Here is a 16669-nt window from a genome sequence, read left to right on the forward strand (position 1 = left end):
ATTTATTACTTTGGAAATAATAATAAATTATTTTAAATAAAATTCTTAATGGAAATATCAATACTTATAGTTACTAAGGGCAGACCTGATGAAGTGGGTATTACCTTAAATAAAGTAAGACGATGTATTGATTTGTCTGTACATGAGGTAAGGGTGTTTATTGATGGATGCAAAAAAACCGAATCTATTATTAAAAATTTTCCATGGGTAAAATGGAAAATTTCAGAAAAAAGTGTTGGAGCATCTCCAGCAAGACATTTATTGTATAAAGAAGCAAAAGGAGCGATATTGATAGGTCTTGATGATGATGCACACATAGTTACATCAAATGCAATTACACTTATTGAAAATAAATTCAATCTCAATCCTAATCTAGGAATTATAGCATTTAAAGAAGTTAAAGGAGTTTTTGAGTCTGATAATTTAATCGGTGTATTAGAAAAAAAAGCGGAATATTTAACTACAGAATTTATAGGTTGCGGATTTGCTGTAAAACGTAAAGTGTATCTTGAAACTAGAGGGTTCCCCTTGTGGATTGATATTTATGGAGAAGAATCTTGTGTGTCTATGGAGGTTTTAGACCTTGGGTATGATATTTTATATACTAATGCCATTGTAGTAAATCATAGAATTGATAGAGCCAAAAGAAGATTGCAAGGAAGGAATTATTATCGTTTTGAAAGGCAACTACGCAACAGCTGTAGGATTTTTTTAGTTTATTATCCTAATCCAATAATGAGAATTTTAAAACTATTGTTGCATAATTTTAAGAAATACGCTCTGTCCGATGCCGTTTATTTCAAATTATATTGGAAGGCAGTGGGGAACATGATTTTTACTTTTTTTTATATTCTAAAATTCAGAAGACCGATACAAAAAGTAACACAAAACCGAATCAGAAAATTAAAAAATGTACCCTATTAGAAGAGAGAGAACTATAAGGAACTAATATTACAAAGTAGTTATTGTATTTGTACCATCATAATTTTAATAGTACACTAAAATCGGAGCCAAAGTTTACCCCGATGAAATAATTACCTTTATACAATCAAAACAATACACAAAATGAAAAAAATAGGTTTGATTCCATTACGAAAAAACTCCAAAGGAATTCCAGGAAAAAATAAAAAGAAAATGCTAGGTCGTCCTTTGTTTTCATGGGTTTTGACCGAGGCAGCTTTTTCAGATTTAGATGAAGTTTTCGTTTTTACAGATGATACCGAAATTATCAGTTACATCGAAAAAGAGTACTATTGGAATTCCAAGATTAAAGTCCTTCTACGATCCGATGAAAATGCTACTGATACCGCTTCGACCGAAAGTGTACTATTGGAATTCGCAAAACAGGTAGATACTGATTTTGATGTATTGTGTTTGTTACAAGCTACTTCGCCTATGACCACGAGACACAACATCAATGCCGTTTTGAATAAAATAGAAAAGGAGTCTTTTGATTCGGCATTGACCGTAGTCAAAACGCATCGTTTTACTTGGAATACAGACGGGACGCCCCAAAATTATGATGTGTTCAATAGACCCAGAAGACAAGATTTTGTAGGGTTGTTGGTCGAAAACGGAGCTGTTTACGCCACTACAAACGCTGCATTCTTGAAATCTAAAAATAGAGTAAGCGGTAGCATTGCTTTGGTCGAAATGGAAGAGGCCAGTTATACCGAAATTGACAATAATGCCGATTGGGAAATTGTTGAAAAATTACTAGCTTCCCGTTTGCAAAAAAACAAATCACATCAAAAAATCGATTATTTGGTTTTGGACGTAGACGGTGTTTTTACAGATGGCTGTGTTTATTATGGGGCAGAAGGGGAATTGATGAAAAAATTTGATATGCGTGACGGAATGGGGCTCGAAATTTTACGTCAGTACCAAGTTGAGGTTGTTATAATGACTTCTGAGAATTCAGAACTAGTGGAACAACGTATGAAAAAATTACAAATCGATAATTGTTTTTTGGGTGTAAAGGATAAGTATGCTTTTTTAACACAATTTCTTAACCATAGAAAGGCTAGTTTTGCGCAAGTAGCCTATGTGGGTGATGATGTTAATGATTTGGCTAATATTTGTAGTGTAGGTTGGTCTTTTTGTCCAGCAAACGGTACCGAAATAGTAAAACGACATGCGGATTATGTACTAACCAATGCATCGGCAGAAGGAGCTATAAGAGAAGTTTGTGAAATAATAGTAAGGAATAATAACAGGTATGAATGAGTATTTAAAGCCCTACGTTATCGCCGAAATAGGCTGTAACCATAAAGGAGACATGGAGATTGCAAAAGAGTTAATTCATATAGCGAAGATTTTTTGCAATGTGGATGCGGTGAAATTTCAAAAAAGGAATAATATAGAGCTATTAACAGAAGAACAATACAATGCGCCACATCCTAATACTGATAATTCTTACGGAGACACCTATGGTGCGCATCGCGAATTCCTAGAGTTTGACGTGCAACAACATGCCGAACTAAAAGCCTATTGTGAATCGATAGGCATGGTCTATTCGACCTCGGTTTGGGATACCACTTCGGCAAAAGAAATAGCATCACTAAATCCAGATTTTATTAAAATACCGTCTGCATGTAATAATAATTATGAGATGTTAGCTTGGTTGTGTGAACATTACCAAGGTGAAATCCATATTTCGACAGGGATGACAACCAAAAACGAAACCGAAGATTTAGTGCAGTTTTTTGTCTCCAAAGGACGAAATAAAGATTTGGTATTGTACAACTGTACGTCAGGTTATCCCGTTCCTTTTGAAGATGTGTGCTTGTTGGATATTAATTTATTGAAGCATAAATACGAGTCGCTAGTCAAACAAATTGGTTTCTCTGGACACCATTTAGGAATAGCGGTAGATGTCGCCGCTTACACGTTAGGAGCCAATATTATTGAACGACATTACACCTTAGACAGAACTTGGAAAGGAACCGACCATGCAGCTTCACTCGAGCCCATGGGAATGCGCAAATTAACAAGAGATTTAAAAGCGGTCCATAGCGCTTTGTCATTTAAGTCTACCGATATTTTACCAATTGAACAAGTTCAAAGGGATAAATTGAAGAATAAGAAAGGTTAATTGACGGTTGTCGATACACTTTTATTTTCAAAAGCTATCGCATTTGAACTTAAAGCACTCGAACTGACGCACGGTTGTTCTTTTATGTTTCCGTCACTTCGAGTATTTTTATGAAGTGAAACAGAGTAAAAAAGTATCGAGAAGCCTCGTTTCCACAAAAGTTCTCGATACACTTTTACCTCCAAAAGCTATCGCATTTGAACTTAAAGCACTCGAACTGACGTACGGTTGTTCTTTTTCCCGTCACTTCGAGTGTTTTTATGAAGTGAAACGGAATAAAAAAGTATCGAGAAGTCTTGTTTCCACAAAAGTTCTCGATACACTTTTACCTCCAAAAGCTGTCGCATTTGAATTAAAAGCACTCGAACTGACGTACGGTTGTTCTTTTTCCCGTCACTTCGAGTGTTTTTATGAAGTGAAACGGAATAAAAAAGTATTGAGAAGCCGCGTTTCCACAAAAGTTCTCGATACACTTTTACCTCCAAAAGCTATCGCATTTGAACTAAAAGCACTCGAACTGACGTACGGTTGTTCCTTTATGTTTCCGTCAGTACTAGTGAGTTTGTGTGGAGGAACCAAATAGTAAGGTAGCACGTCTCTTCAAGTGTTTTTATGAAGTGGAAAGAAATAAAAATGTATCGAGAAGTTCAATTTAAAAAACCATTTTCTTTTGATAGAAATCAACAGCTTAAAAATAAAAAAATAGTAGGTTTGCACTTCTAAAAAACAGACGTCAAAAAACTGTGGCTAGGTATAATTTTAAGATATCGAAATCATTATAAATGAATAAAAAAATATTTATTTTTTTTCCCGATGGTGTGGGTTTGCGCAATTTTGCTTTTACGCAATTTAAGGAATTGGGAGAAGAGCGAGGGAATCAAATCGTGTACTGGAACAATACTGTTTTTTCGTTAAAAGAGGAGTTGGGTTATGATGAGGTAATAATCGAAAACCATAAAATCCATCGGCTTACCCCCATTTATACTAGAATTAGAAAACACATTGAATTGAATGTTTCGCGGCAGAAATTCAATGATACAGTATATGCAACTTATAAATTTCCTTTTAGTTATAACGGACTCAAAAATAGTTTGATTAGTATTTTTTCGAAATTAATGATTGGTTTCAACTCTTCTGAGGCAGGGATTATTCGTGTTCGAAATCGCATCAATGCACTCGAGCGATCTACGGACAAATACAAGTATTGTAAGGCGCAATTACTAGAACATAAACCAGATTTGGTATTTTGTACAACACAGCGTGCCACCCAATCCATCGGTGCGTTGTTGGCAGCGCAAGACATAGGAATTCCAACTGTTGGATTTGTTTATTCTTGGGACAATGTTCCTAAAGCGATGCATTTAATTGAAACCGATTATTACTGTGTTTGGAGCGACTTAATGAAGGAAGAGGTGTTGAAGTACTATCCTTTTATAAAAGAAAGCCAAGTGATTGTGACAGGAACGCCACAGTTTGAACCCCATTTTGATAGTGGTTTATCGCAAAGCAGAGCCGATTTTTGTGCCGAAAATAATTTAGATCCTACTAAAAAATACATTTGCTATTCTGGTGACGATGAAACCACTTCCCCACTCGACCAATTTTATTTAGAAGATTTGGCTGTAGCCGTTAGGAATTTAAATGCTAAAGGCGAAAATCTAGCAATCATTTATCGAAAATGTCCTGTGGATACTACCACGAGATACGATTTAGTTTTAGAAAAGTATAAAGACTGTATTGCTGTATTGAACCCACTTTGGAAACCCTTTGGTAAGAATTGGAATGAAATTTTACCTACGAAAGCTGATTTGAAAGCCTTGTATAATGTCTGTCAGCATTCTGAATTAGTAACTAACGTTTGTTCTTCGACCGTTTTTGATTTTGTGCTTCATAATAAGCCTTGTGTTTATTACAATTACGAACAGCCACAGTTTAAAAAAGGCATTCGAGATATAGGACAAAATTATAACTACGTACATTTTAGAAGTATGCCAACTCCCGAGGCGGCTGTATTTTGTACTGACAAAAAAGAATTAGAGAATCAAATTAAGCAAATCCTAGAGGGCAAATTATCAAATGTGTCCGAAGGAAAAAAATGGTTTGAAATCGTGGCTTCTGAAGCTCCTACTGAAGCTTCAAAAAACATTTGGAACACTATAGGAACTATTTTAAAACAATAATATGTTTTTCAACTCCTTTGCCTTTGCGGTATTTTTACCTATTGTATTTGTGCTGTATTGGTTTGTTTTTAATAAAAACAAAAGCAGTCAAAATTTATTATTAATCTTCGCCAGTTATTATTTCTATTCGTGTTGGGATTGGCGTTTTCTGTTTTTGTTGGTTTTTTCTACTTTTCTAGATTATTATACTGGAATACAAATTGAAAAAAGCCAGAATAGCAATATTAGAAAGTTTTGGTTTTGGTTAAGCGTCATTGTAAACTTAGGATTTCTAGGGATATTCAAATATTATAACTTTTTTGCGAGCTCTTTTGCTGAATTAATACAAAGTGTAGGGTTCAAATCAAGTCCGTTTTTATTGGATGTAGTTTTGCCGGTGGGAATCTCGTTTTATACCTTCCACGGATTGTCCTATGTGATTGATATTTATAACAGTAGAATCAAAGCCGAATATAACTTTGTTGATTATTCGCTTTTTGTGTCCTATTTTCCTTTGTTGGTGGCAGGTCCTATTGAAAGAGCCACGCATTTATTACCTCAAGTAAAAGTACAACGTGTTTTTGATTTTGAAAAAGCCAAAGAAGGAATTAGCCAAATTGTTTGGGGTTTTTTCAAGAAAGTAGTGATAGCCGATTCATGTGCGATTTTTGCAAATCAAATTTTTGATACCTATCCTTCTCAAGATTCTTTTAATTTAATATTAGGAGCAGTTTATTTTGCCTTTCAAATATATGGAGATTTTTCGGGCTACTCAGATATGGCGTTAGGAATGTCAAAGCTGTTTGGAATTGATTTATTAAAGAATTTCAATTATCCCTATTTTTCCAGAGATATTGCCGAATTCTGGCGTCGTTGGCACATTTCGTTATCCTCTTGGTTTAAGGATTATTTATACATTCCGCTAGGAGGGAGCAAAGGATCCAAAGTAAAACAAGTACGGAATGTATTTATCATATTTGTAGTAAGCGGGTTTTGGCATGGTGCCAATTGGACATATTTGGCTTGGGGTGTGCTCAATGCTATTTGTTTTATACCATTGTTGTTGTTCAATATAAATAGAAAGCATATAAGTAAGTTTAGAATAAATTGGACTTTTTCGTCTGTTAAAACAGTAGCCACTATCCTTTATACGTTTTCGATGACCTGTTTTATGTGGATATTCTTTAGATCAGACACAATTTTTGACGCATTGCAATACGTAAAAGGGATTTTTAGTTTTAATTTCACCTCCAATTGTAAAGAGTTTATAAGTTATAGTTTGACTTTCTTACTATGTTATTTTAATTATCAAGAATGGAGGTTTAGAGATGTTGATTTCCCACTGTACAAAACCAATACACTGAAGTTAATTTTTGTATTACTTTTGATATTGTTATTTGGTCAGTTTGGAGTAAAAAAAGAGTTTATTTATTTTCAATTTTAGTCACTAAAGATGAACAAATTTTTAGCTTATATTTTATTCTTACTTACAGCCGTGTATATCATTGGATATAGTTTTCAATTAGTAGCAGACTTCGGTTTAAAAAAAATAAAATTCAGTAATTATGAAGATTGGAGTCGATTGTTACAGGGAACTATCAATGCTGATATAGTAATAGTTGGGTCGTCAAGGGGTTTTGTAGGCTATGATCCGAAAATAATTGGTAATTCAACAAATTTAAAGACACACAATCTTAGTTATGATGCAGCAGGTTTTAAATTGCAGCAATCAAAGCTAAAGATTTATTTAAAGCACAATCATACTCCTAAAATATTTGTTCAAAATATAGATTTAGCACATTTTAACGATAATGATGTGTTGCCAAACCAAAGTCAATTCATCCCCTTTATAAACGATAATGATGTTAGTGATTTGCTATCTCATTATGATTTAAAATATCAATATTTAGAATTTGTACCACTTTTGAAGTATAATAATAATTTTAAAGTCTTTAAAAATGGAATCGTTTCTAGTTTTACAAATAAAAGTGCAACGGAAGAAGTTTGTGATGGTTTTTCGCCTAAATCTAACACCTTTAAAAATGACCAATATAACATTGTTAAATTAAAAAGGTATCTAAAAAGTATTGATAATAATGAAAAGATTTACAAAAGTAAATTAAATAAGATTTTAGCTTTTTATGAACCATTACTTGCGGACAATTCAATATTAATTTTTGTGTGGGCTCCAGAATACAAAGCACGTTTGGATCCACTTTTTAATCCATTATACAGCCCCATTAAAGAACAATTAAATGAACTTCATAAACACAATTCATCTATCTATTTTATAGATTTGTCTCATAATGAAATCTCACAAAACAAAGAGTTTTTTTATGATACTTTTCATCTGAATCAAAATGGAGCTCATGTGTTTTCATTGAAATTGTCAAATGAAATCAAGAAAATTTTAAAATCAAGAAAGTATAAAATATAGAACATGTTTTTCAACTCCTTTGCCTTTGCGGTATTTTTACCCATTGTTTTTGTACTGTATTGGTTTGTTTTTAATAAAAATAAAAACACTCAAAATTTACTTTTAATAGTTGCGAGTTATTATTTTTATTCCTGTTGGGATTGGCGTTTCTTATTCCTACTAGTTTTCTCCACGTTTTTAGATTATTATACTGGAATACAAATTGAAAAAAGCCAGAAGAGCAATATTAGAAAGTTTTGGTTTTGGTTAAGTGTCATTGTAAACTTAGGATTTCTAGGGATATTCAAATATTATAACTTTTTTGCGAGCTCTTTTGCTGAATTAATACAAAGTGTAGGGTTCAAATCAAGTCCGTTTTTATTGGATGTAGTTTTGCCGGTGGGAATCTCGTTTTATACCTTCCACGGATTGTCCTATGTGATTGATATTTATAACAGTAGAATCAAAGCCGAATATAACTTTGTTGATTATTCGCTTTTTGTGTCCTATTTTCCTTTGTTGGTGGCAGGTCCTATTGAAAGAGCCACGCATTTATTACCTCAGGTAAAAGTAAAACGAGAATTTGATTTCGAAAAAGCCAAAGAAGGGATCTATCAGTTCATCTGGGGATTATTGAAAAAGGTGGTCATTGCAGATACCTGTGCCACCTATGCTAATGCGATTTTTGATAATTATTCTTCAATGAATTCCCTATCGTTAATTTTAGGAGCCATTTATTTTGCTTTTCAGATTTATGGTGATTTTTCGGGGTATTCCGATATGGCATTGGGAATGTCTAAGCTCTTTGGGATTGATTTACTCAAGAATTTCAATTATCCTTATTTTTCAAGGGATATAGCTGAGTTTTGGCGTCGTTGGCATATCTCCTTATCATCGTGGTTTAAAGATTATTTATACATACCACTTGGAGGAAGCAAAGGCTCTAAACTCAATCAAGTACGGAATGTATTTATAATATTTATAGTTAGTGGTTTTTGGCATGGAGCCAATTGGACTTATCTCGTTTGGGGGTTTATCAATGCCGTGTATTTTTTACCCTTATTATTATTGAAAGGCAATCGAACTAATATTGAGAGTGCTGTCTTGTTATGGAATTTTGCGTCCTTTAAAGTATTCCTTAGTATGCTTAGTACTTTTTTATTGTCTTGTGTCGCCTGGGTTTTTTTCAGAGCTAAAACAGTGACCGATGCCGTTTTTTATTTGAAAGGAATAGTTGTCAACGGAAATTTCACTTCCCAATACCTAGAGAATGAACGCTACAATTATGAACTAATTTTACTAGTATTATTGTTTGTCATTGTTGAATGGAATTCTAGAACTAAAGTAGAGCCTATTTCAGGGAAATATGATAAAGTGAAATTAGCGTGTTGTATTGCCGCTATAATCGTTCTAGGAACTTATTCTGATTATAAACAATTTATCTATTTTCAATTTTAATGAGAAAATTTGCACTGTTGATTCTACAAATAACTGCCATGTCATTACTAGTGATGGTAATATTCGACTATGTATATACATCAACTTATTCTCATGCGTTTCCAAGAACAAAATTTCAATATTTAAGAAGTTTGGAAAATAAAAGAATAGACTTTATATTTCTAGGTTCTTCTCGAGTTGAAAACACAATTGTTCCTAAATTAATAATAGATAAAACTGGAAAAAGTGCACTTAATTTGGGGTTTCAAGCAGCTAGGATGAGTGATATATATGTATTGTTGAAATTAATTAAAGAATACAATATTAAAACAGAAAAAATTTTAATTCAAGTTGATTATATTTTTAATATTGAAGAAGAGTATTCGAATTTGCTACCTTATCAAATAATGCCATTTATAAAGGAAAATCAAGCAACAAAAGACTATTTTAATTTGCATTTTATAAATAAAAAAGAACTTTACTATATTCCGTTTTATAGATATGGCATTTTTGAATCAAAAATTGGATTTCGTGAGTTTTTTTTAAATGGTATACATAAAAAAACACCTATAACTGAAAACTATGGGTTTTATGGATTAGAAGGTAATACAACTAACTTTGATGAATCATTACCGGGAAACATAAGTCAGGGGAATAGTTATTTAAATAAAATCAAGGCTTATGCAATGGATAACGATATGGAAATTCAATTTTTTTGTGCTCCATTTAGTAAAAAGACTAAAAATCTAAATTATATTAAGAAGCTAAAACAAAAAATTCCCGAATTATATGATTTTTCACAAGCTATAAGTGATGATACGATGTTTCAAAATGCATATCATTTAAATAAAGAAGGAGCGCATTACTTCACTGAAAAAGTGATAAATAAAATGTTAAAGTAAAAAAGTCATGAAACATTTTTATTATTGTTTCTTAGAATCATTGTAATAATTTTTATACTGTCAATAGGCATAGACAGGTTTTATACAAGAGTCTATTTAAGTTCTTTTCATAGAAGCAAGGTTGATGCTGTATGCAACACAAAAGCAACTAATTATGATGTGATTGTTTTAGGTTCTTCGAGAGCTAATAATCATTTCGCAAGTGAATTATTTGAAAAAAAGAATTTAAAATGTATAATTATTGAATGAGTGGCTCCCTTATAATTGAGGCTGACTTTCTTTTGAATTAATGATCGAGCGAAAGTGTGAAATAAAAGACTTGATTATTGAAGTCTATTTAAATCTTTCTAATGAGAATGGTGCTGTTGGGTAGCTTCTAAGTTTTTACCGGATATTCAAGATGCAGAAGTGATTAGAAAGCATTTTGAAAGCGAGCCTGATTTTGATTATTTGTATTATGTGCCATTTTACAGTTACATAAAATACGATTCTCAAATTGGTTTTAGAGAAGGATTTAAGATCATTGCCAAAGAATCTTCTGGTCTCTTGAATAATTTGGGCTATTATCCTTTAGACAATAAAAAGAAAAAGAAAATGTGCGATGATATTACTTATTTGAAGGCTTTGCCTCATAACCAGTATTATGAAGATATCAAATTAATTTGTAAAAACAACAACATTCGACTCTTGTCTATTATGACTCCTATGTGTGAAAATACGTATGGAATTAACTATTTTGAAAAAGGGAAAAAGCGTATCCTGAAATTTATAATTACGAAAATGAGGTGGTTGAAGATCGCTATTTTTCCTTTTGCGGATATTTGAATGATGTTGGTGCGAGAAAGTTCACGACGGTTATTATCAATGATTTTTTTATAAAAAATAAACAGCATCAGTAAAATGGTTGTAATACTGGTTTAAACAGAATCAAAATACTATTTTTAACCAACTGAATATAATTATCGAAACTAATTAGAGTCAATAGCTTATTTTTCATCAGTTTCAAAACAAAAACTCTTATGCACATTGCTTTCCTTACTCCAGAATATCCTGATTCAAAAATTTCTCATTCGGGAGGATTGGGTACCAGTATCAAAAATTTGGTAGAAGCTTTGGTTCAAAAAGGAGTGCAAGTAACCGTTTTTGTCTATGCGCAAAAAGAAAATCTTGTTTTTCAAGAAAACGGCATTAGTTTTCATTTAATTGCTGACAAAAGCTACAAGGCCTTTAAATGGTTTTTGTATCGAAAGCACATTCAAAATTATTGCAATTCAATTATCAAAGAGCAACAAATAGACCTAATTGAAGCACCAGACTGGACCGGAATTACTGCTTTTATGAAATTTAAAGTGCCTTTGGTAATCCGGTTTCATGGGAGTGATACCTATTTTTGTCATATTGAAAAGCGTCCTCAAAAAATAAAAAATTTTTGGTTCGAAAAATTAGCCACTCGTAGCGCCAAAGCTTTTATTGCACCTACAACCTATGCAGGACAGCTTTCGGCGAAATTATTTAAGATTAGAAATAAAACCATACAAACCATTCATTATGGTTTAGCTTTGGAACAATTTCAAAATGAAAATCCAGCAGTTTTTAAGTCAGGATTGTTATTATATATTGGAACAATAATTAGAAAAAAAGGGGTTTTTGAATTACCAGAAATTTTTAAATTAGTAATTAAAAAACACCCCAATGTTCGATTAGTTTTAATAGGAGGAGATTCCGTTGATATTGAGACGGGAAGCACTTCTACCTGGGATGTATTGAAACAGAAAATTACGGGAACTGATTTGGAAAAAATCAGCTACCTAGGGAAAATTCCATATCAAGAAGTACAAGAGTATATTAAAAAGGCGCAAGTTTGTGTGTTTCCTAGTTTTGCCGAAACGTTAGGAATGGTTACCATAGAATCAATGGCATTACAAAAGCCAGTAGTGAATACAAATATTGGTTGGGCACAAGAATTAATGATAGACGAAAAGAGCGGTTATCTGGTACATCCACAAGATCATATTTTGTTTGCTAATCGAATAATCCATTTATTAGAGGATAAAGAATTCGGTTTAAAAATGGGAAAAGAAGCTAGGAGTCATGTGGAACAATTTTTTGATATTGAAAAAATAGTAAACGAAAATAGAGCATTTTATAAATCAATAATCAACTTAAAGTGGTAGTGGTATATCATCAAAGTAACGCTGTAACTAAAGTAGTTCCCCCATCAAAGGAACTTTTAGTTGTGGATAAGAATAAGAGTATTGCTCAGAGTATTCTTTTTTTTGCAAGTCAATTTCCTAATTCTAAAATAGTTTGGTGTCATGATTCTTTGGAAGACAATTTGAATTTAAATGAGATCTCCAGTCTTTTCCATCATAATAAAATGATGCTTTCCTACGGCTTAGAGCAAACTAATTTTTTAGGAAACAGCATAGGTTATGTTGAGGAATCCCCATTTATCAATATCAATAAAAAAGTAAGATATCCTAGCTGGTTGATGAGTGTTGATGTAGGGGTTATTCATGCCTCTGTAATAAATCATATTTCAAAGAAAATTCAATTAGACAAAAAATTTGATTACTTCTTGAACTCCGTGGCTAAGTTGGGGATGTTTTATGGGCTTTTTTGTTATTCTGAACCCCAGTTATTGGTAAATAAGACCACAGAAATTAAATTGACAAAAGCAAGTTCTTATGAGTTGTTTCGTTTTGTAAAACAACATTATAAAAAAAGATGGAGTGTACTGCTGTTTTTGAATTTACTTGTTTTCGAAAAACGATTTCTCATACTTCCATTCCTATTTTCGTGGGGTTATAGAAGTCGAAAAAAACCACTTTTAAATTTTGATGTTATTCCAGTACAATCAACTTTAAAAGTTGTTGAAAAAAAAACAATTGATGTTATTATACCAACAATTGGGCGAAAAAAATACTTATATAATGTTTTGCAGGATTTAGCAAAACAAACGCATTTGCCTGTAAATGTAATTATAGCGGAACAAAATCCACAACAGGGTAGTGTCTCCGAATTAGATTATTTAACTTCAGAAAAGTGGCCCTTTACTATAAAACATACATTTACCCATCAAGCAGGAGCTTGTAATGCGAGGAATGTTGCTTTGGGTCAAGTGGAAAGTGAATGGGTATTTCTGGCAGATGACGATATTGTTTTTGATCCTAGTTTTTTTGAAAAAGCTATTGCATTAGCCCAGCAATATCAGGTTTCGGTGTTTACAACTTCTTGTTTGTTAGTAAATCAAAAACAAGAATATACATTAATCCATCAATCGGGAATTTTTGGTTCGGGTAACAGTTTTGTTAAGACCGCATCTTTGCAAAAAATACGTTTTGACGAGGCATTAGAATTTGGATATGGAGAAGACACGGATTTTGGTATGCAGTTAAGAAATCAAGGTCATGATGTAATCTATTTTCCTGATTTGAAAATCACACATCTCAAAGCGCCTATGGGTGGTTTTAGGATTAAAGTAAAACAGTTATGGGAAAATGAAGTCCTGTTGCCAAAACCATCTCCTACAATGATGTATGTGTTGTTGAAGCATTATACGACGCAACAGCTTCGTAGCTATAAATTAGTGCTTTTTTTAAAGTTATTGAAAAAAGAATCGGTTTTAAATTATTTTAATTTTTGTAATTCCTTTCAAAAAAAATGGGTAGTGAGTCAATATTGGGCTAATAAAATAAAACATGAAAAATAGTACCATACAATTCAGTTTCCTCATAACCCATTATAACAGGCCATTTGATTTGGCCGAGTGCTTAGAAGGAATTAAAAGAATTGCAATTTCAAATTATGAAATTGTAGTAAGTGATGACGGTAGTACTAGCGAAAATATAGAATTATTACAAGGCTATGCAATTGATAAGTTAGTTCTAGCTAATGAAAATCAAGGCTTAGCAGCTAGTAGTAATAAGGGAATTGAAGTTTGTGAGGGGGAATATATTATTTACTGTCAGGAAGATTTTATTTTAAGTTCAGATATAAATACCATTTTACCGGAATGTTTGGAGTTATTAAATTCTCGAAAAGTGGATATGATTCGATTTACAGCTAATTATAAATTTAAAAATTTATTCCATTTATCCTCAAATATTGATTTGATTCCAAAGTTTTCTTTTCAAAACTTTTTATTGAATTATTATCAATATAGTGATCATCCTTTTATTACTAAAAAAAATATTTTACAATAGATACGGTTGTTATCTTGAAAATACGTCAGGTAGATATGGGGAGACGGAATATGCAATAAGGATTCTTAAATCAAATGCCAAAATTGGGATTACAAAAAAGGTATTAGCCTTTTCAGTAATTGGGAGTGAGTCTGTATTGGCGGGTGAATCTAATCAGAAAAGTAAGAAGGTTCCAATTAATAAATCTTTTATTAAAATCGCTCGAGCTTTAAGATTATATTTAGAATGTATTTTATATAATAAATCTAAACGAGGATTAATCACCTATAAAAACTTCAGACAAAATTAAAGTTTAAATACAATGCTAAAACTATACACAGACGAACAATACTTAACACCAGAAAACCGTAGTAGTGTTTTTCCGCTGTTATTTGATTTGTACTATACTCATAATTTGAAGCTTCTTGAAAAGTATCAAATAGTTTCTCGTATGGAAGACTGTGATATCGCTGTAGTTCCTGTTGATGTAGCGCATTTTGATATCAATAACAAGATGATAGAGTTAAATGGTTTTGTTGATCAAGCCCTTGCTTTGCAAAAGAAAGTGTGGGTTTATACTGCAGGAGATTATGGGTTGAGTATGGATAGACTCACTTTTACGTTTAGAATGGGTGGATTTGATTCAAAATTAAATTCGAACACTGTTATACTACCTTCTTTTATATCTGACCCCTATTCATTACTACAAAAAGAATTCAAAGCTATTCCTAAAGCTGCTCTTCCTCGAATAGGTTTTGTGGGAAACGCCAGTAATTCATTGATTAAAAGAGTAAAAGAAGTATTTGTATATTTACGGTACAACTACAAGCGCTTGACAAAACAACTAAGTACAGATTATCAGGCTTTTTATCCCTCTAGTATAAAACGATATCATTTTCTATCATTATTATTGAAAAGCAATAAAGTTGAAACTGATTTTATTTTTCGAAAAAAATACCGAGCTGGGATAAAAACAGCGATTGAGAAGCAAAAAACCACCCTAGAATTTTTTCTAAATATGGAAAAAAACCCATATAATTTTTGTTTAAGAGGAGCGGGGAATTTTTCGGTTAGATTGTATGAAACCCTCGCTATGGGTAGAATTCCTGTAGTGGTAGATACAGATATGAGGTTGCCATTGAATATAGAAATCAATTGGCCAGCACATTGTGTTTTTGTGTCAAAGGATAGTCTTGAAGAGGATTTGATTTCATTTCATAATACTATTTCTGAACAAATTTTCATCTTAATGCAAGAGAATAATAGAAAATTATGGGTAGAGTATTTAGAAAGAGAAGCTTATTTTAGCAAATTACATTCACTATTTAAGAATTGAAAAAGATGAAATTTGCTCTAATTATATGCACTTATTTGCGGCCTACGCCGTTATTGAAATTACTGCAGTCCGTTGACAAACAAACTGTATATCCAAGTCAGATTGTGATTGTGGATGGTTCTACTGATAATGTAACTCTAAATTTAAATTTAGAAAATCAATTTAAAAACGTATGTTATTTTAAAGTCACAGTAGCTGACAGGGGGCTAACCAAACAACGAAATTTTGGAATACAGAAAGTTGCTGAAGCGATAGAGGTAGTCTGTTTCTTAGACGACGATATTATTCTAGAGAATAATTATTTTGAAGAGTTACTAAAAACATATCAAGTTTTACCGGATGCACTAGGTGTAGGAGGAAACATCATCAATGAAAGCAAATGGGAATTTGTAGGCGATAATTATAAGGCATCACTCAGAGAATTTTATTTTGATGGATGGAAACAAAATGACGGAAGCCGATTCATACTTCGAAAAGCAATGGGATTAGATAGTGATTGTCCTCCGGGATATTCCTCTATGTATTCGCATGGTCGTAGTGTGGGTTTCTTGCCACCAAGTGGGAAAACTTATGAAGTGGAAATGATGATGGGGGGCGTATCTTCATTTCGAAAAAAAGTATTCGAATCAATAAATTTTTCTACTTATTTTGTAGGTTATGGTCTGTATGAAGATGCTGATTTTTCTTTGCGAGTTGCAAAAATAGGGAAGTTATATTTGAATACCGCAGCCAAGCTCCATCACTATCACGATGGCTCAGGAAGACCAAACCAATATACATATGGGAAAATGGTAGTGCGTAATGGATGGTATGTGTGGCGGGTTAAAAATCCACATCCAACAATCCAACACCATTTCAAATGGCATGCCATCACGATACTTTTGACGGTTGTTAGATTTAGTAATATATTTACGAGCAACAAACGAATAGAAGCTTTTACTGAAACTCTTGGGAGAACTGTCGGATGGTGGGTTTTGTGGTTCAATAGACCAAAACGGTCTTTATAATTTTTCTAGTTGTGATACTTTGCACTGTATATTAAAAAGTATGTCTTGCTGATATTACTGTATAGAATACTAGTCTCATAACAGCTGGTCTAAACCATTTAGATTTAAATTAAATTTAAATAAAAATCTTTATT

Annotated in this window: 14 protein-coding genes; all 14 read left to right on the forward strand. The window is 32.4% G+C overall.

Annotated elements, in window-relative coordinates; all coding sequences use genetic code 11:
• The first annotated feature begins 48 nt into the window (after positions 1 to 48).
• The gene (locus tag BLV35_RS14520; RefSeq protein WP_091091868.1) at positions 49 to 924 is read left to right on the forward strand and encodes a glycosyltransferase family 2 protein; all 876 of its coding nucleotides are present in this window, start codon (positions 49 to 51) and stop codon (positions 922 to 924) included.
• A gap of 141 nt (positions 925 to 1065) precedes the next feature.
• On the forward strand, positions 1066 to 2226 hold the full coding sequence (locus tag BLV35_RS14525; protein ID WP_091091871.1) for an acylneuraminate cytidylyltransferase: 1161 nt from the start codon (positions 1066 to 1068) through the stop codon (positions 2224 to 2226).
• On the forward strand, positions 2219 to 3094 hold the full coding sequence (locus BLV35_RS14530) for an N-acetylneuraminate synthase family protein (protein ID WP_091091873.1): 876 nt from the start codon (positions 2219 to 2221) through the stop codon (positions 3092 to 3094). The genes BLV35_RS14525 and BLV35_RS14530 overlap by 8 nt, the downstream gene beginning before the upstream one ends.
• A 782-nt stretch (positions 3095 to 3876) precedes the next feature.
• Positions 3877 to 5274, forward strand: coding sequence for a CDP-glycerol glycerophosphotransferase family protein (locus tag BLV35_RS14540; RefSeq protein WP_091091877.1), 1398 nt, complete (start codon positions 3877 to 3879; stop codon positions 5272 to 5274).
• Position 5275: 1 nt separating this feature from the next.
• A complete protein-coding gene (locus BLV35_RS14545; RefSeq protein ID WP_091091880.1) occupies positions 5276 to 6697 on the forward strand; it encodes an MBOAT family O-acyltransferase in 1422 nt (473 codons plus the stop codon).
• 9 nt (positions 6698 to 6706) lie between these two features.
• Positions 6707 to 7690 (forward strand): hypothetical protein, encoded by a 984-nt coding sequence (locus tag BLV35_RS14550; protein ID WP_091091882.1) that lies wholly within the window; start codon positions 6707 to 6709, stop codon positions 7688 to 7690.
• 3 nt (positions 7691 to 7693) lie between these two features.
• Positions 7694 to 9127, forward strand: a complete 1434-nt coding sequence (locus BLV35_RS14555) for an MBOAT family O-acyltransferase (RefSeq protein ID WP_091091884.1) — start codon at positions 7694 to 7696, stop codon at positions 9125 to 9127.
• Between the two features lie 38 nt (positions 9128 to 9165).
• Positions 9166 to 10008, forward strand: a complete 843-nt coding sequence (locus BLV35_RS14560) for a hypothetical protein (RefSeq protein WP_143031865.1) — start codon at positions 9166 to 9168, stop codon at positions 10006 to 10008.
• A 408-nt stretch (positions 10009 to 10416) separates the two neighbouring features.
• Positions 10417 to 10833, forward strand: coding sequence for a hypothetical protein (locus BLV35_RS19530; RefSeq protein WP_245712070.1), 417 nt, complete (start codon positions 10417 to 10419; stop codon positions 10831 to 10833).
• 194 nt (positions 10834 to 11027) lie between these two features.
• A complete protein-coding gene (locus BLV35_RS14570; RefSeq protein ID WP_091091890.1) occupies positions 11028 to 12182 on the forward strand; it encodes a glycosyltransferase family 4 protein in 1155 nt (384 codons plus the stop codon).
• Positions 12182 to 13720: a glycosyltransferase family 2 protein gene (locus BLV35_RS14575; protein ID WP_245712071.1), complete on the forward strand. Its 1539-nt coding sequence runs from the start codon at positions 12182 to 12184 to the stop codon at positions 13718 to 13720. Before BLV35_RS14570 ends, BLV35_RS14575 begins: the two co-directional genes overlap by 1 nt.
• On the forward strand, positions 13710 to 14213 hold the full coding sequence (locus BLV35_RS14580) for a glycosyltransferase family 2 protein (RefSeq protein WP_091091896.1): 504 nt from the start codon (positions 13710 to 13712) through the stop codon (positions 14211 to 14213). The genes BLV35_RS14575 and BLV35_RS14580 overlap by 11 nt, the downstream gene beginning before the upstream one ends.
• A gap of 301 nt (positions 14214 to 14514) precedes the next feature.
• Positions 14515 to 15528 (forward strand): hypothetical protein, encoded by a 1014-nt coding sequence (locus tag BLV35_RS14590; protein ID WP_091091902.1) that lies wholly within the window; start codon positions 14515 to 14517, stop codon positions 15526 to 15528.
• A gap of 5 nt (positions 15529 to 15533) precedes the next feature.
• Positions 15534 to 16535: a glycosyltransferase family 2 protein gene (locus BLV35_RS14595; protein ID WP_091091904.1), complete on the forward strand. Its 1002-nt coding sequence runs from the start codon at positions 15534 to 15536 to the stop codon at positions 16533 to 16535.
• The last annotated feature ends 134 nt before the right edge of the window (positions 16536 to 16669 follow it).

The sequence above is a fragment of the Flavobacterium gillisiae genome (assembly GCF_900107635.1).
In the GTDB taxonomy this organism is placed as follows: domain Bacteria; phylum Bacteroidota; class Bacteroidia; order Flavobacteriales; family Flavobacteriaceae; genus Flavobacterium; species Flavobacterium gillisiae.